The organism is Latilactobacillus parasakei, from assembly GCF_049674265.1.
Classification (GTDB): domain Bacteria; phylum Bacillota; class Bacilli; order Lactobacillales; family Lactobacillaceae; genus Latilactobacillus; species Latilactobacillus sakei.
The window spans coordinates 229,036-246,787 of record NZ_CP186861.1; the positions used below are offsets into that span (position 1 = coordinate 229,036).

At 40.8% G+C, this 17,752-nt stretch carries 14 protein-coding genes; 11 read left to right on the top strand and 3 right to left on the bottom strand.

What is annotated here, in order from left to right; all coding sequences use genetic code 11:
• The first annotated feature begins 1 nt into the window (after nucleotide 1).
• Entirely contained in the window at nucleotides 2-1,342 is a 1,341-nt protein-coding gene (locus ACPBEH_RS01180) for a replication-associated recombination protein A (protein WP_424349418.1), read from the top strand.
• A gap of 34 nt (nucleotides 1,343-1,376) precedes the next feature.
• Here ACPBEH_RS01180 and ACPBEH_RS01185 read toward each other — a convergent pair whose 3' ends face one another.
• Genes ACPBEH_RS01185 through ACPBEH_RS01195 form a run of 3 tightly spaced genes read right to left on the bottom strand, consistent with a single transcriptional unit; the run spans nucleotide 1,377 to nucleotide 5,005 of the window.
• Nucleotides 1,377-3,311, bottom strand: a complete 1,935-nt coding sequence (locus ACPBEH_RS01185; protein ID WP_407128590.1) for a PTS fructose transporter subunit IIABC — start codon at nucleotides 3,309-3,311, stop codon at nucleotides 1,377-1,379.
• 24 nt (nucleotides 3,312-3,335) lie between these two features.
• Entirely contained in the window at nucleotides 3,336-4,253 is a 918-nt protein-coding gene (gene pfkB, locus ACPBEH_RS01190; protein WP_424349419.1) for a 1-phosphofructokinase, read from the bottom strand.
• Complete coding sequence (locus ACPBEH_RS01195) at nucleotides 4,253-5,005, bottom strand: DeoR/GlpR family DNA-binding transcription regulator (protein ID WP_025015744.1); 753 nt, start codon at nucleotides 5,003-5,005, stop codon at nucleotides 4,253-4,255. Before ACPBEH_RS01195 ends, pfkB begins: the two co-directional genes overlap by 1 nt.
• Before the next feature lie 199 nt (nucleotides 5,006-5,204).
• Between ACPBEH_RS01195 and ACPBEH_RS01200 the strand changes: the two genes are divergently transcribed.
• From ACPBEH_RS01200 to yjeM, 10 genes are all read left to right on the top strand, one after another.
• The gene (locus ACPBEH_RS01200) at nucleotides 5,205-6,299 is read left to right on the top strand and encodes a DUF871 domain-containing protein (RefSeq protein WP_104964088.1); all 1,095 of its coding nucleotides are present in this window, start codon (nucleotides 5,205-5,207) and stop codon (nucleotides 6,297-6,299) included.
• Between the two features lie 159 nt (nucleotides 6,300-6,458).
• A complete protein-coding gene (obgE, locus tag ACPBEH_RS01205) occupies nucleotides 6,459-7,751 on the top strand; it encodes a GTPase ObgE (RefSeq protein ID WP_011374746.1) in 1,293 nt (430 codons plus the stop codon).
• A gap of 138 nt (nucleotides 7,752-7,889) precedes the next feature.
• The gene (locus ACPBEH_RS01210) at nucleotides 7,890-9,818 is read left to right on the top strand and encodes an acyltransferase family protein (protein ID WP_424349420.1); all 1,929 of its coding nucleotides are present in this window, start codon (nucleotides 7,890-7,892) and stop codon (nucleotides 9,816-9,818) included.
• A gap of 34 nt (nucleotides 9,819-9,852) precedes the next feature.
• The gene (gene rnz / locus ACPBEH_RS01215; RefSeq protein WP_424349421.1) at nucleotides 9,853-10,791 is read left to right on the top strand and encodes a ribonuclease Z; all 939 of its coding nucleotides are present in this window, start codon (nucleotides 9,853-9,855) and stop codon (nucleotides 10,789-10,791) included.
• 5 nt (nucleotides 10,792-10,796) lie between these two features.
• Nucleotides 10,797-11,606: an SDR family NAD(P)-dependent oxidoreductase gene (locus ACPBEH_RS01220; protein WP_424349422.1), complete on the top strand. Its 810-nt coding sequence runs from the start codon at nucleotides 10,797-10,799 to the stop codon at nucleotides 11,604-11,606.
• 8 nt (nucleotides 11,607-11,614) lie between these two features.
• Nucleotides 11,615-12,013, top strand: coding sequence for a LapA family protein (locus ACPBEH_RS01225; protein WP_424349423.1), 399 nt, complete (start codon nucleotides 11,615-11,617; stop codon nucleotides 12,011-12,013).
• Nucleotides 12,014-12,188: 175 nt separating this feature from the next.
• Nucleotides 12,189-14,783, top strand: a complete 2,595-nt coding sequence (clpB, locus tag ACPBEH_RS01230; protein ID WP_424349424.1) for an ATP-dependent chaperone ClpB — start codon at nucleotides 12,189-12,191, stop codon at nucleotides 14,781-14,783.
• Nucleotides 14,784-15,149: 366 nt separating this feature from the next.
• The gene (gene rpmF, locus ACPBEH_RS01235) at nucleotides 15,150-15,332 is read left to right on the top strand and encodes a 50S ribosomal protein L32 (RefSeq protein WP_004270395.1); all 183 of its coding nucleotides are present in this window, start codon (nucleotides 15,150-15,152) and stop codon (nucleotides 15,330-15,332) included.
• Between the two features lie 106 nt (nucleotides 15,333-15,438).
• The gene (locus tag ACPBEH_RS01240; RefSeq protein WP_112206218.1) at nucleotides 15,439-15,993 is read left to right on the top strand and encodes a DUF1836 domain-containing protein; all 555 of its coding nucleotides are present in this window, start codon (nucleotides 15,439-15,441) and stop codon (nucleotides 15,991-15,993) included.
• Nucleotides 15,994-16,190: 197 nt separating this feature from the next.
• Nucleotides 16,191-17,723 (top strand): glutamate/gamma-aminobutyrate family transporter YjeM, encoded by a 1,533-nt coding sequence (yjeM, locus tag ACPBEH_RS01245; protein ID WP_424349425.1) that lies wholly within the window; start codon nucleotides 16,191-16,193, stop codon nucleotides 17,721-17,723.
• Nucleotides 17,724-17,752: the final 29 nt, after the last annotated feature.

Below are 17,752 nucleotides of genomic sequence, written 5' to 3' on the forward strand. Positions count from 1 at the left end.
AATGACACAAACCTCATTATTTGATCAAGAAATGGCAATGAATGCCCCACTTGCCAACCGCGTTCGGCCATCTGATTTAGACAGCTTCGTTGGTCAAAAGCATTTGGTTGGGCCGGGTAAATTTTTACGGGAAATGATTGATAAGGATCAAGTGACTTCAATGATTTTCTGGGGTCCACCGGGTGTTGGTAAAACGACGCTAGCCGAAATTATTGCACGGAAAACGGCTTCGAATTTTATCACGTTTAGTGCCGCGATGAACGGCATTAAGGAAATTCGGAAGATTATGAATGAGGCCGAAACCAATCGCCAACTGGGTGAACGAACGATTGTCTTCATTGACGAAATTCACCGGTTTAATAAGGCGCAACAGGATGCCTTTTTGCCGTATGTTGAAAAGGGCAGTATTATCCTCATTGGTGCGACAACTGAGAACCCATCGTTTGAAATTAATTCAGCGTTGCTGTCGCGTTCACGCGTCTTTATTTTGAAACAACTGACCGAAGATGATATTACTGAACTTTTACAGCGCGTAATAAAAGCACCACAAGCTTTTCCGGATTTAACTGTCCAGATTAGCGCTGATGTATTACACCAGATTGCAATTTTTGCCAATGGGGATGCTCGGACAGCGCTCAATATTTTAGAGATGCTTGTGATCAATAGTGACGTGCAGGACCATCAAGTAACTGTGAACGGCGATTTGCTTGGCGAATTGGTAAATAAGAAAACGGCTTACTACGATAAAAATGGTGAGGAGCACTATAACATTATCTCGGCCTTGCATAAGTCGATGCGTAATAGCGATGCGGATTCAGCCATTTATTGGCTAGGTCGGATGATTGATGGTGGTGAAGACCCGATTTATATTGCCCGGCGCCTCGTCCGGTTTGCAAGCGAGGATATTGGGTTAGCGGATAATAACGCGTTGAATTTAGCGATGAACGTTTTTCAGGCCTGCCAATCGCTAGGCTTGCCGGAGTGTGATGTTCATCTCACCCAGTGTGTGCTTTACTTATCGCTTGCACCAAAGTCTAATGCGACATATAAAGCGCGGATGGCTGTTAAAAAGGATATTCAAAAAACGATTGATGAACCAGTGCCATTACACCTCCGGAATGCAGCGACAAAGTTAATGAAGGAAGTTGGCTATGGCAAAGGCTATCAGCTCGCGCATTTTTATGATGATAAGTTGACGACGATGCCGACAAGACCAGATAGCATTGCTGATCACATCTATTATCGGCCAACGGAACAAGGGAATGAAGGGCGGATGAAACAACGTCTAAATTATATTAACGAATGGAAGCAAAAGCATAATACTGATTTTCAAGGCAAATAAAAAGTCGCAGTCATTTGACTGCGACTTTTTTTAATTAAGCTTCTTTAGCAACTGGACGCCAAAGGCCTAAGATTAAAGCACTGACGAATGTCCCGATTAATACAGCGAGGACAAAGAGTAAACCGTGGTTAGCAAGTGGGGCTACGAAAATCCCACCATGAGGTGCCGGAACAGTGATTTGCCATAATTGGGTTAAACCACCACCGATTGCTGAGCCAATGACACTTGAAACGATAACGTGCAATGGATCTGTTGCAGCAAATGGAATAGCACCTTCAGTAATGAATGAAATCCCTAAGACGTAGTTAGCAAAGGCTTGTTTCCGTTCACTACCCGTAAATTTATTTTTGAAGATTGTTGCAGCAACGGCGATTGCCAATGGTGGCACCATCCCACCAGCCATAACAGCGGCCATTAATGAACCATCTTTAGTGGTTGTGAAAACACCGATTGCGAAGGTATAAGCAGCCTTATTGAAAGGACCACCCATATCAACGGACATCATACCCCCTAAAATTGCACCAAGCAATAATGCATTACCGGCACCTAAGTGCGTTAAGAATGTACTCAACCAGAGGTTAATTTGAGCAAAGACTGGGTTGACCATGAAGAACATGATAAAGCCGACAATCAATAGCCCAAGAACAGGGAAAATCAAGATTGGTTTTAAACCATCTAATGTTTGTGGTAAGTTCTTGAAGACTTTCTTCAAACCAACGATCACCCAACCAGCAATGAACCCAGCAGCTAAACCACCAAGGAAACCAGCAGGACTATCAGAAGAAATCACACTAGCTGTTGCTTGACTGGCCATATACCCGCCGACAAACCCAGGCATTAAAGCGGGGCGGTCACCGATTGAAATCGCGATGTAAGCAGCAAGTACTGGAATTAAGAAGTTAAAAGCATTATTACCTAATGAGTTCAAGAAAATAAAGGTTGTTGAATGAGCGCCAACTGTTTGTTCCAATAGGAATGAGATGGCCATTAAAATCCCACCACCGACAACGAATGGTAACATATTTGAAACACCATTCATTAAATCTTGGTAGATACGGCTCCAAAGTGTTTTCTTATCAGCTGAAGCTTCTTCGCTTGCTTGTGATTCTGTTGCATGGAAGATTGAACCTTCTTCATCCAATGTTTTTTGGATCAATTCGGCAGGTTTTTTGATACCGTCGATAACAGGGCGGTTCAAGAGATGTTTGCCGTTGAAACGAGGCATATCGACTTTCTTATCGGCAGCGATGATGACACCTGTTGCACGGCTGATATCATCGGCTGTTAATTGGTGTTTAACCCCTTCAGAACCATTTGTTTCAACTTTGATATCGATGCCCATTTTAGCAGCTGTTTCTTTTAAGGCAGCTTCGGCCATGTAAGTGTGAGCAATCCCAGTTGGGCAAGCTGTCACAGCAACGATAAATGGTTTTTGTTCATCAGCAGGTGTTGCGGCAGCGGCTTGCGCTTTAGCAGCTTCTTCTGCTTCTTCCTTAGCGTCTTCAGCATCTTTGGCTGCTTGAGCCTTAGCAAAGAGTGCTTGGACGTCTTCAGGTGTTTGGGCTAGTTTTAAATCAGCCACTAATTGTGGGTTGATTAAAAGTGATGAAAGACCAGCTAAGGCTTGTAAATGCGTATCGTTAGCGCCTTCTGGAGCAGCAATCATGAAGAACAAGTAAACGGGTTGGCCGTCTAATGCGTCGTATTCAACCCCGTTTTGACTCTTAGCGAATAAAACAGTTGCGCGTTGAACAGCACTATCTTTGGCATGGGGCATCGCAATGCCTTCGCCAATCCCAGTTGATGATTGGGCTTCACGAGCCAAAATATCTTTACGATAGAGGGCATCATCTGTGATAACACCGATATCTTTGTAGCGGGCAACCATTTCATCAACAGCGGCTTCTTTAGTCGTTGCTTGTAAATCCATGATCATCGCATCTTTTAAGAGTAAATCTTGGATGTTCATAATAAATCTCCTTTGTATTTAAAATTAATCAACTTGTGTGATTTCAATTTGTGGTAAGAGTTCGTTAATCTTAGCGCTAGTCGCTAAATCTTCTGAAAAGGCTGTGGCACTGCCACAAGCAAGACTTGTTTTGAAAGCAGCTAGTGCATCGTGATGTTGCGCGAATGTCCCGACAAAGCCGGCAATCATTGAATCACCAGCACCAACGGAATTAATCACAGTCCCTTTAGGGGTGCCACCGAGATAAGCGTGGTCTGGTGTAATTAAGAGGGCGCCATCACCGGCCATTGAGACCAATACGTGTTGGGCACCTTTGTCTAATAATTTGCGTCCGGCAGCGATGATTTCACCTTGGTTAGCAAATTGCGTGTCGAATAATTCAGCTAGTTCATGGTGGTTGGGTTTAATCACCAATGGCTTTTCAGCTAAAGTATCTAATAAGGCTTGACCAGTTGTATCAATTACGAATTCAGCATTGTGCGCTTGAATCATTGGAATCAAGTCTTTATAGAAGCTAGCAGGTAAGTTAGGTGGCAAACTGCCTGACATGAAGACGATATCGCCGGCTTCTAATTTAGCCAATTGTTGCTTCAAGTTATCAACAGCACCATCTGAAACGTGAGGGCCTTGGCCGTTGATTTCAGTTTCTTCAACGCTATCTTTTAACTTGACGTTAATCCGTGTATCTTCTTCAACTTCTGTGAAGCGACAGTCAATAGAGGCATTATTGAGTTTGTTTTGGATGAATTGACCGGTGAAGCCACCGACAAAACCTAGCGCAACACTAGGGAGTGCTAATTCAGCAAGGATTCTTGAAACATTAATCCCTTTACCACCAGGTAGCTTCACGTCAGATTGAACGCGGTTGACGTTACCTGTATTTAGTTTTTCAAGTTGGATGACGTAATCGATTGATGGATTCGCCGTAATCGTATAAATCACTATAAAACCTCCTGTAAATCTGTATGTGTTTGATAAGTTTGACGTAGTGCAGGGGAGAGTTGATCGGTAATCAGTTGAACTTGCGCAAGTTCGGCAAATTTACTAAATGAAACGGCATCAAATTTTGTATGATCAGCTAGGACCATCGTTTGGTTAGCCTGTTGAATCGCAAATCGCTTGAGCGTTGCTTCTTCAGGATCGGGCGTTGTTAAACCTGAATATTGGTCAACACCGTTAGTTCCTAAAATCGCTTGGTTAAATTGAAATTGGAGCAGTGTTTCTAAGGCGCCCGCACCGACCATCGCTTTGGTCTTATTTTTAACCCGGCCACCTAATAGGTAGGTTTGAATATGATGATCAGCTAAAAGTGAAGCTGTATCAACCCCGTTAGTGACAACGGTTAAATTCATTTCAGGTGTTAAATAAGGGATGATTGCTTGAGTCGTTGTGCCGGCATCCAGATAGATGACGCACCCTAATTGGATCTTAGAAGCTGCAAACTTAGCAATTTCATTTTTTTCGTGAACGTTTTTGCTCGTTTTTTCGATTTGCCCTAATTCAACCTGTAATTTATTGAGGCGTTTAGCACCGCCATGAATTCGAGTGACCAACCCTTGTTCTTCCAAAAGTTGAAGGTCACGACGAATAGTGGACTCTGATGCGTCTAATAAGCGACATAACGCTTTCATTTTGACGACATCTTGTTGTTGTAATAAATCCAGGATGGCTTGGTGCCGTTCTTCTGTTAACATATCAAAAACCTCCGTGCATTCATTATGTCATCGTTTACAATAAAAAGCAACCAAAATATTTCAAAAACGTTCAAAAACAATCAAATGAATTTAAAGAGAACTGAATTTATAATTGTGTAAAGGTTTTCATTGATGAGTCATCTATGATAAACTAAAAGATGTTAGGGCGGTATAGCCCAATTTTTAGGAGGTAATAGACATGGGAAAATTAGGCGTTTCAATTTATCCAGAACGATCAACTTTTGAAAAGGATGCGGCTTATCTAGACCTTGCACATCAATACGGCTTTAAACGGGTCTTCACATCATTATTAGAAGTCAGTGGTGATCAAGATGCGGTGCTTACTAATTTCAAGCGCGTGGTTGATTATGCAAACCAATTAGGGATGCAAGTGATGATTGATATTAATCCTGGTTTGTTTGAACAACTTGGTATTTCCTATGATGATTTAAGTTTCTTCCATGAATTAGGTGCTTGGGGGATTCGTTTAGATAACGGGTTTACAGGTCAAGAAGAAGCGAAGATGACTCGTAATCCATACGACCTTAAAATCGAAATTAATATGAGTCAAGGGACAAGCTATGTTGACAATATTATGAGTTTTTCACCTAAACGGGCTAACTTATTGGGGTGTCATAACTTCTATCCACATCGTTATTCCGGTTTAGGGGAAGACTTCTTTAATCAATGTACAGCGCAATTTGCACAGTATAATTTAAATACGGCTGCTTTTGTTAATTCGCATGAAGCCACTTTTGGACCTTGGCCAACACAAGATGGTCTACCAACGATGGAAGTCGATCGGGATTTAGCGATGGCGACCCAAATGAAACATTATATGTTAATGGATAATATCGATGACATTATTGTTGGAAATGCATATGCTTCCGAAGCAGAACTAAAAACAATGCAAACGGTCTTTAATGCAGAATTCCCAGCGATTATGATTGATGTGGCCGACGATATTACGGCTGATGAACGCAAAGTATTATTTGAAAGCTTACACAGTTATCGTGGTGACCGTTCTGAATACATCCTGCGTTCAACAATGACCCGGGTCATTTATAAAGACTTACCATTTGCAGCCCATAATACGGTTGATATCAAACGGGGCGATATCTTGATTGATAATGTTGGCTATGGCCAATATAAAGGTGAAACCCAAATCGCGCTTCAAGCAATGCCCAATGATGGTCGGGTAAACGTTGTGGGGCAGATTGCACCAGACGAGTTATTCCTATTAAAATACTTAAAACCTTGGAGTTCATTTAAACTAATCCCGAATGTTCAATAAGCGTTATACTGAAGACGATGATTAATGCGTCTTCTTTTTTTACTTAAAAATCATTAATTTAGAGGACTTTATGATTGATTATGACGTTGTCTGTTTACTTTTAGCCTAAATTTAGGTAGTATATAAGGTACTGTTTAGAAACGAGAAGGAGTCAAAATAATGTTTGTAGATCAAGTCAAAATTGATGTGAAAGCTGGTAAAGGCGGCGATGGTGCTGTTGCATTTCGTCGTGAAAAGTTTGTGCCACTTGGCGGACCAGCCGGTGGCGATGGTGGTCGTGGTGGTAGTGTCATTCTAGTCGTAGATGAAGGTCTACGGACATTAATGGACTTCCGCTACCGTCATCACTTTAAAGCCAATAGTGGTGGTAACGGTCAGAATAAGCAAATGTATGGCCGCGGTGCCGAAGATACATTTGTCCAAGTGCCACCTGGTACAACTGTCCGTGATGCCGACACAAATGAATTGTTAGGCGATTTAACGGAAGATGGTCAAGAATTAGTGATTGCAAAGGGCGGTCGTGGTGGCCGTGGCAACATGCATTTCGCAACCGCTAAGAATAGTGCCCCTGAAATTGCTGAAAACGGCGAACCAGGCCAAGAACGCAGCATCCAACTCGAATTGAAAGTCTTAGCCGATGTCGGCTTAGTTGGCTTCCCATCTGTTGGGAAATCAACATTACTTTCTGTTGTCACAAGTGCTAAACCTAAGATTGCGAGCTACCAATTTACAACATTGGTACCTAACTTAGGGATGGTCCAACTTGATGATGGCCGTGATTTCGTATTAGCCGATTTACCAGGGTTGATCGAAGGGGCCTCAGATGGTGTTGGTTTAGGGATTCAATTCTTACGCCACGTTGAACGGACACGTGTTGTCCTACATTTAATCGAAATGGATGATCAAACTGGTCGTGATCCATATGAAGATTACCAACAAATTAATCATGAATTAGAATCATATGATCCAAAAATCTTGGAACGCCCACAAGTGATTGTGGCAACTAAGATGGATCTACCTGGCTCAGCTGAATTATTAGCTGAATTCAAACAAAAATTAGCAGCGGCTGGCGATACACATGAGATCTTTGAAATCTCAAGTATTACGCATCAAGGTGTTCAACCATTGATGAACAAGACAGCCGATTTATTAGCTGAAACAGCAGAATTCCCAATGGGTGATGTTGAAGAAGCACAAACACAAAAACTTTATCAATATCAACCAGAAGGCCCAGCCTTTAACGTCGAACAAGATGAAGACGGTACGTTCTACATCACAGGCGAGAAGGTTGAACGTCTCTTCAAGATGAGTAACTTAGATCATCAAGATGGTGTGATGCGTTTTGCCCGTCAATTACGTTCTATGGGACTTGACGAAGCGTTACGTGAAAAAGGCGCTCATGATGGCGATTTAGTGGCAATTGATAACTTTACGTTTGAATTTGTCGAATAATAGGGTTCAAAAAGGAAGAAATTCGACTCTGGATTCTTCCTTTTTCTATAGCATCAATATAAAAAAGAGCTTCAAGTAGGCAGTGGTGGGAAACATTGCTATAATGTTTTATATTAGAATATAGAGTAGGTTGAGAAAATGGCAGGGAAAAAGCGCTTAAATAACAGTCGTTATATTACTGGGTTTGACGGATTACGAGCTATTGGGGTTATCGGAGTTATTTTGTATCATTTGATGCCGTACACTTTTACAGGTGGGTATCTGGGCGTTCCGATTTTCATGGTGGTTTCGGGCTATTTGATTACGGATTTGCTGGTCCAAGAATGGGAGCAGAATCATTGGATTAATTTGAAGAGTTTTTATTTACGACGTGTTAAGCGGCTCTATCCGGGTTTGTTGACGATGTTGTTTGCGACAGGAGCGTACATTACCTTATTTGAACGGCAGATGTTGCATAACTTAAATCAAATTATTATCACTAATATTTTGTACGTTTATAATTGGTGGCAAATTGGCCACGGTCAATCCTATTTTGATCGGTTTGCTAATAATGAATCACCATTTACACATTTATGGACGCTTTCGATTGAAGGACAATTCTATCTTTTATGGCCGTTTGTAGTCGTTGCATTGATTATCGGTCTTAAGAATAAAGGCCGGATTGCACGTGTTTTACTAGGTGTTGGCTTGATTTCTGCTATCTGGATGGCGATTTTATACCACCCAAATGCGGATCCAAGTCGGCTTTACTACGGGACAGATACGCGGATGTTCTCGATTTTGGTAGGGGCTGCATTAGCCTTCATTTGGCCTTCGACAGCTTTGAAACAAAAAATTATTCCACGTCAACGATGGACGTTAGATGGTATCGGTCTTTTGAGTACCATTACGATGTTGGTCTTAATGGTTAAGATGAATGCGGAAAGTGCCTTTGTTTATCGGGGTGGATTGTTCATCTTTAGTTTACTAATCTGTGTCTTGGTAGCAGTGGTTGCACATCCTGGCTCAGATTGGAATCGCCTGTTAACCAATCCGATTTTCAATTGGTTAGGGAAACGCAGTTATGGGATTTATTTGTATCAATTCCCAGTGATGATTTTCTTTGAGGGTATCTTTAAAAATGTTGCTGCACACCCGGTTTTATACCCAGTGATCGAAGTGGCGATTATTTTCGCATTGACAGAATTATCGTATCGTTTTATCGAACAACCATTGGCCCACTATCCATATCAAGAATTAGGCCAGAGAATGCGTCAATTTGTTAAACATCCAACGTTGAATCGGCAATCCGGATTAGTCTTTGGGATGGCAATTGTCTTTTTAGTCGGACTTGTCGGCGCGATTCAAGCACCGGGGCAGCCAGCGCCAGATGCGCATAAATCGGCACTTGCGGTAAATATTCAAAAGAACAAAAAAGAAAATGATGCCCGTAATAAAGCCTTAGTTGAAAAAGCCAAGGCTCAAAATAAGCAACAGAAAAAGGCTAAATCAAAAGCACAAGCTGATAAAGAGGCCGAAGCAGCGGCACAAAAACACCCAGTTAACCAAGAATATGAGAAGTACGGATTAACGCAGGTTGAATTGCAAAAAGCGCAATCGATGCCAATTACAGCAATCGGGGATTCTGTATTGCTCGATGCTGGTAAAACGTTACAAACACTGTTCCCTAATATGTTGGTGGATGCGTCTGTTGGTCGCCAATTGAATAAGAGTACGCCAGTCGTTGATAGTTACGCCCAAAAAGGTGCGCTTAGCGATACAGTTTTAATTAGTTTAGGAACCAATGGCTCATTTACGCAAGCCCAGTTAGACGAGTTTATGGCCGCCATTGGCAGTCAACGTAAAGTCTTTTGGCTAAACGCATACGTGCCAACACGACCTTGGCAAAATGATGTTAATCAAATGCTACAAGGGGCCACTAAGAAGTATCCCAATCTAACGATTATCAACTGGTACGATCAAGCAAGAAAACATGGCGACTGGTTCTATGATGACCAAGTGCATCCAAATCCAGTTGGTGTCAAAGAATATGCGGCCATCGTTACAAAAGCGTTAGTTAAGCAGTAATTGATTTAAATTTAATATAGAATGGAAGAGTTAGATGGAATTAGAATTTCTTGGTACTGGTGCGGGTGTTCCTGCCCGTCAACGTAACGTCACGAGTATTGCATTAAAATTATTGGATGAACGGAATGAAGTGTGGTTATTCGACGTTGGGGAAGCAACGCAACACCAAATTCTTAAAACAACGTTAAAACCACGGAAAGTTAAGAAAATCTTTTTAACGCATTTACATGGTGATCATTTATTCGGGCTACCGGGCTTCTTATCGAGCCGTTCATTTCAAGGTGGCGACGAACCGTTGACGATTTATGGCCCCAAAGGAACGGAAGAATACGTTCGGACAAGTTTAAAACTTTCCGAAAGTCATTTAACGTATACCTTGAAGTTCGTTGTATTACCAGAAAATGGTGTCATTATTGATGACAAAACATTCCGGGTCGAATGTGCAAAATTAGATCACCGGATTGCAAGTTACGGTTTTAGAATCGTTGAAAAAGATCATCCTGGTGAATTACAGGTTGAAAAACTACAAGCAGACGGTGTTCCTTCAGGTCCCGTTTATGCCCGGATTAAAAACGGTGAAACCGTGACGTTGAGTGACGGTCGTGAAATTGACGGTCGTAACTACATTGGTAATGCACAAAAAGGGCGGATTGTGACTATTATTGGTGATACTCGCAATTGTGAAGCCATCACGCGCTTGGCAGAAAATGCCGACGTTTTAGTGCATGAAAGTACATTTGGCAAGCAAGAACAAAAAATTGCGCGTCAATACTACCACTCAACGAATATCAATGCGGCCAAGGTGGCCAAAACAGCACATGTCAAACGGTTATTACTCACGCATATTTCAGCCCGTTATTTAGGCCAAGCTGTGCGTGAATTACAAAACGATGCCCGCGATATTTTCAAAAATACCCGTGTCGTTAGCGATTTAGATTTGTATGATATTCCATTTCATGGTCGGAAGGAGTAATTAAAATGCAAAGTTTAGCAGCGTTACAAGACTTAAAACAAAAGATTGTGGTCATCACAGGGGGCTCGTCAGGTTTAGGCCGGGCGATTGCCTATGAAGCAGCTAGCAAAGGTGCCATTGTCGTCGTTTTAGCACGGCGTCAAGCGGCCTTAGAGGCAGTTCGTGACGAATGTCAACGGCTCTCTGGTCAAGCAGCTTATGCTTACCAATTAGATGTCAGTGACCCAGAAGCGATTGAAGCGGTTGTTGCACAATTAACAGCAGAAGTGGGGACGCCGGATGTTTTAGTGAATGCTGCTGGCTTTGGTCACTTTGAAGAAGCACTCGCCACACCAATGCCTTTGGTGGAACAGATGTTTAGAGTGAATGTCTTGGGGTTGATGTATTTGACGCGGGCCATTGGCTCACAGATGATTGAAAAACAACGTGGGCACATCATTAACATTGCCTCAATGGCTGGTAAGATGGCGACACCTAAATCAGCAATCTATTCAGCGACTAAGTTTGCCGTTGTAGGCTACTCGAATGGATTACGGCTTGAATTGAAACCCTTTGGGGTTCAAGTGACGACCGTTAATCCAGGGCCGATTGATACCGCCTTTTTTGATATTGCTGATCAAACTGGTAACTATCTTAAATCGGTTAACTGGATCGTGCTTGATCCAGATCAACTCGCACACAAAATTGTGGGGGCTATTGGGCATCCTAAGCGCGAAATTAACGCACCGTGGTTGATGTCACTAGGCGCTCAATTCTATCAATTGGCACCCCATATTGGTGACTACGTCGCTGGTAATTTGTTTAACAAGAAATAGGAGGTTGTATGATGAAAAAGCAAGGTCGTTTAATTACAATTTTAATTCTCGCACTAATCGTGGTGGTTTTTGCCGTTTTGAATGTTGATCCAGTTGCCATTAATTTTGGCTTTACAACGGTTGATTGGCCCTTGATCATTGTGATCGTTGTGTCGCTTTTAATCGGTGCGATTATCACATTCTTAGCCGCAACTGGGAGTTCATTGAGCCAACGTAAGGCGCAAAAGCAATGGACTAAAGAAAAAGCGGACCTAGAACAAGATCAAGAAGCAAAAATTAAAGCCGCGGTTGAAGCAGAACAAGCTAAACAAAAGCAGGTCTATGATAAACTATTGGCTGATAAAGAAGCTGAATTACATGAAATGAATGCTAAAATGAAGCAATTAATGCAGTCCAAAGAAGTTTAATTTAAATAAGAGGTATCGACCGAATTTATTTTGGTTGGTACCTCTTTTTTTATTAGACTTAAGTCCTATTTTTGAGCATTAACCTTGAATGTTTGACCTATTTTGACTATTATAGAATTAGTCAATCATTATTGACATTTAATTCAAAAAATAAACTTAAAAAGGAATGACGTTTATGAATCCAGAACAAATGACACAAGCTGTTCAAGATGCAATTGCAGAAGCACAGAATATTGCAAAAACGCGTCATCAAACAGAAATCGATGTCCCACATTTATTTAAGTATTTAATTCAACCTCAACAATTGGGGCGGCAAATCTATCAGGAAGCGGGAATTGATTTAACCACACTTGAAAGTGAAATTGATCGCGAAATTGATACGATTCCAACAGTTGAAGGTCAAACAAACTATGGTCAAAATATTTCACAAAATCTCTATCAAGTTTTAAATGCGGCTCAAACTTACATGCAAGAATTTCAAGATGAATTCTTATCAACTGAAACGGTTATCCTAGGGTTGATGAAGTTAAAGTACAACCCGCTAGTACAATTCTTACAAAAAAATAACGTGACGACTAAACAATTAAAAGACATTATTACCAAATTAAGAGGAGGCGAGCGTGTGACATCTAAAAACCAAGAAGATAACTACCAAGCGCTTGAAAAGTATGGCACAGACTTAGTGAAGGCTGTTCGTGAAGGCAAAATGGATCCCGTGATTGGTCGGGACGAAGAAATTAGAAACGTCATTCGAATTCTTTCTAGAAAGACCAAGAATAACCCAGTTTTAATCGGCGAACCCGGTGTTGGTAAAACAGCGATAGTTGAAGGGTTAGCCCAACGTATCGTTAGAAAAGACGTGCCTGATAACTTAAAGGATAAAACCATCGTCTCACTTGATATGGGGAGCCTAATTGCAGGTGCCAAATATCGTGGTGAGTTTGAAGAACGACTCAAGGCGGTCTTAAAAGAAGTTAAGAAGAGCGAAGGGCGGATTTTAGTTTTCATCGACGAAATTCACACAATCGTTGGTGCTGGGAAGACTGAAGGCAGCATGGATGCCGGCAATCTTTTGAAACCGATGTTAGCTCGTGGCGAGTTACACATGATTGGTGCGACAACGCTTGATGAATACCGTCAAAATATTGAAAAAGACAAAGCGCTCGAAAGACGTTTCCAAAAAGTGTTAATTCAAGAACCAACTGTTGAAGATACAATTAGTATTTTGCGGGGGTTAAAGGAACGTTTCGAAATTTTCCACGGTGTTCGTATTCACGATAATGCCTTAGTAGCCGCTGCAACGTTATCTAACCGCTACATCACAGATCGCTTTTTACCTGATAAGGCAATCGATTTAGTCGATGAAGCGAGTGCTAATATCAACGTTGAAATGAATTCGCAACCCACTGAGCTCGATCAAGCGACGCGGCAATTAATGCAATTGGAAATTGAAGAAGCGGCATTGAAGAATGAAACGGATGCGGCTTCACAAAAACGGTTAGCCGAAACGCAAAAACAATTAGCTGATTTACGGGAAACGACGAATAGCTTGAAGATGCGTTGGGAAACCGAAAAGGCTGATCTGAACAAGATTAACGACAAAAAGGAAGAATTAGACCAAGCAAAACGGCAATTAGAAGATGCCCAAAGTAACTACGATTTGGAAACAGCTGCTAAATTGCAACACGCCACCATTCCACAATTGGAACAAGATCTTTCTGACCTTGAAAAGGCTGAAAAGCCAGAGGATTGGATGGTTCAAGAATCAGTTACCGAAAATGAAATTGCGACAGTTGTTAGTTCGCAAACCGGGATTCCAGTCGCTAAATTAGTAGCAGGTGACCGGCAAAAACTGTTACAATTAGCCGATCATTTATATGAACGGGTAATCGGTCAAGACCAAGCTGTTGATGCGGTCACAGATGCCGTTTTAAGAGCGCGTGCTGGCTTGCAAGACCCTAATAGACCTTTGGGCTCATTCTTGTTCTTAGGCCCTACTGGGGTTGGTAAAACGGAATTAGCTAAGGCTTTAGCGGAAGACCTCTTCGATTCTGAACGACACATGGTCCGAATCGATATGAGTGAATATATGGAGAAATACTCGGTATCACGACTTGTTGGGGCGGCACCTGGTTATGTCGGTTATGAAGAAGGCGGTCAATTAACGGAAGCTGTTCGTCGTAATCCCTATACAATCGTCTTGTTAGACGAAATTGAAAAGGCCCATCCGGATGTTTTCAATATTCTTTTACAAGTCTTAGATGACGGTCGTTTAACCGACTCACAAGGCCGGACAATCGACTTTAAGAATACGATTATCATCATGACTTCTAACCTTGGTTCTGAAATTCTATTGGATGGCGTTGATGAGCAAGGTCAAATTTCAAAAGAAGCAGCTAATAGCGTTCAAGCCTTGATTCAAACGAAATTCAAGCCAGAATTCTTGAACCGAATTGATGATACGATTATGTTTACACCGTTGAGCTTACAAAATGTCGAACAAATCGTAGTTAAGATGTTGGCTGATTTATCACATCGTTTAGCAGATCAAGAAATTACATTGACGATCTCTGAAGACGCTAAGTTGTGGGTGGCTAAAGAAGGTTATGATCCAGCGTTCGGGGCACGACCATTACGGCGCTATATTACCAACCGGATTGAAACGCCATTGGCAAAAGAAATCATTGCCGGAAACGTTTTACCTAATACAACGGTTGAAATTGGTCTAAAAGACGATCAATTAGTATTTGAAAACAAAGTAACTGACTAATTTTTGTAAGAAGCTTTTTCAAAATAGTCGGATTATGATTGATTTATCAAGATTTGTATTATACAATTACGAGTAATCAGTGATTGACTTTGTGTTTATTGAGAATAAGATTAAACATGAATTCGAGGTTGAAATGATGAGTTTCAATCTCGAATTTTGTTTTAATTGAATTCGTTGAGTAGATTGTTTTTTATGAAATAACTTGCTCTTGTTACGTAAACATAGTATTATAGAAGTCGCGGACAAAAGTAGTGGGACGTCTAATTGATTTTAAATCAATTTAGCAAAGATTGATTTAATCCTTGCTAAGTTCCCTGAGTTCGGTATATCATTAATGAATCTAAGATATAAAGGAGTCTGAAAATAATGGCAGTTCCAGCAAGAAGAACATCAAAGACGAAGAAGCGTATGCGTCGTGGACATATCAAATTGAACACACCAAACGTACAATTCGATGCAACTAATGGCGAATACCGTGTAAGTCACCGTGTTTCACCAAAAGGTTTCTACAAGGGCGAACAAGTTGTTACACCAAAAGCTAACGACTAGTCTTAGTTAAGAGGTTCCTTCGGGAAGCTCTTTTTTTATGCCTTATTCTGGTTTTTGAAACTAGATGATGGTATACTTATTATTAAATATAAGGAGGCTGATTATTATGAATAATGAGCTATTAAAACGAGACTTAAATCAATTACAACTATTACAATTACCCCGCTGGACGGATCTGCCAGGTTTGAATTTATATATGGACCAAGTGGTTAGTTATATCAATCAATATTTAGAAGTATTGGATTTAGATGAAATCACTGCTGCAATGATCAATAATTACGTAAAAAAGGGGCTAGTCGTTGCGCCGGACAAGAAACGCTATGCTAAGCAACAAATCTCACAGGTCTTGATTATTGCGTTATTAAAGACTAATTTTTCAATTGAAGAAATCGGTCGGTTACTGTCAGTGGAAACAGCAACTGATCGTAACGAAAAGCAACTCTATGATTACTTCATTTTGACGTTCTTAGACGCGATTCATCAACTAGACGAAGAATACAGCCCGTTTGAACAAGGGACAAAGCCGGCTAATGGTTTAGTGACTGAAACCCAAAAAACATTATTGAAGTTAGCTTGTCAGAGCGTCGTTTATAAGATTGCGATTCGGATAACAGTTAAAAAGGATCAAGCGGCAACCTTAAAATCGGCTGATAAAAAATAAGTAATTGAAAAGATTATTAACTTTCGATTAAAAATTAAAATAATTAGATTAGAAAACGAAATAGAGCGTTTACCTAAACTGATTTACACCGTAAAATAAAGATGACTAGTTAGTTTGTTATTAATTTAATAATAAACAATATTAGGCGAATGGCTATTATTCTTAGACCATTAAACTATTTGAAAGAGGTGTTTGGGGTGGCAGAAAAGAAAAAGACGAGTAAGTTGACTTTAGGGGCACTTATTCTCATGATTTTCACGTCAGTCTTTGGTTTTACAAATATTCCACGAGCGTTTTTCTTGATGGGATATGCATCAATTTTTTGGTATGTTTTAGCAGCTGTAACCTTCTTTATTCCTTATGCATTTATGCTCGGGGAAATGGGCGCTGCCTTTGGTGAAGCTAAGGGTGGGATTTATTCTTGGATGGAAAAATCCGTCAATGCTAAATTTGCCTTTATTGGGACTTTCATGTGGTTTGCGTCATACATCATTTGGATGGTTAACGTTGGGAACGGGATTTGGATTCCATTATCAAATGCTATTTTCGGGGTTGATAAGACGCAAAGTTGGACATTCTTTGGGTTGACCAATGGTGTGCAAACATTAGGAATTCTTGCTATTATTTGGATTATTGTGATTACTTTTGTCACATCCAAAGGGCTTGATAAAGTCAAAAAAGTAACAAGCATCGGTGGATCAGCCATCACATTGATTAATGTGATCTTATTCTTAGGTGGGTTATTAATCCTGATCCTAAACAAGGGTGTTACAGCACAACCAATTACGGCTAAGGCCTTTTTCCAATCACCTAATGAAAGTTACACATCAATGATTCAAGTTTTTAGTTTCGTTGTATTTGCAATCTTCGCATATGGTGGTTTGGAAGTTGTTGGTGGGTTAGTTGATGAAACAGAAAATGCTAAAGTCAACTTCCCTAAAGGCTTAGCAATTTCAGCAATCGTAATTGCAATTGGTTATGCCGTTGGGATTTTCATGATGGGGACCTTTACTAACTGGGACTTCGTCTTCAAAACAGGTGGCGGTTTTGCCAAAGCAACTGGCTCAAATGCCGAAGTTACTTTAGGGAACGTTGCTTATATTGCGATGAATAATATGGGTTACCAATTAGGACTTGCACTTCATATGAGTCAACATGCTGCAATTCAAGTTGGGATTTGGTTAAGTCGTTATATGGGTCTTTCAATGTTCCTTGCACTTAGTGGTGCATTCTTTACATTAATTTTCTCACCTCTTAAGACGATTATCGAAGGCACACCAGCTGAATTATGGCCTAAGTCATTTGCTAAGAAGAACAAACACAATATGCCAGTTAACGCAATGATTGTTCAAGCTGCGATTGTAATCGTGATTATCGCTTTTGTTGCCTTTGGTGGTAAGAGTGCTGCTAAGTTCTTCGAAATTTTAACAGCCATGACAAACGTTTCAATGACATTACCATACTTATTCGTTGCCTTTGCCTTCTTTGGTTTTAAGAAGGATAACAGTATCGAAAAGCCATTCACGATTTATAAGGGTAAAACCTTCTACAAATTCTGTGTTTGGATGGTGATGTTCACAGTTGGGTTCGCCAACGTCTTCACAATTATTCAACCTGCAATCGACGGTAACCTTGGCCAAACATTCTGGTCAATTGCCGGTCCAGTCTTCTTTACAGTTGTCGCATTGATTATGTTCAATCGTTACGAAAAGAAAACAGGCTTAAAATAAAAAGATTAACAAAGGTCATCGAATCTGCG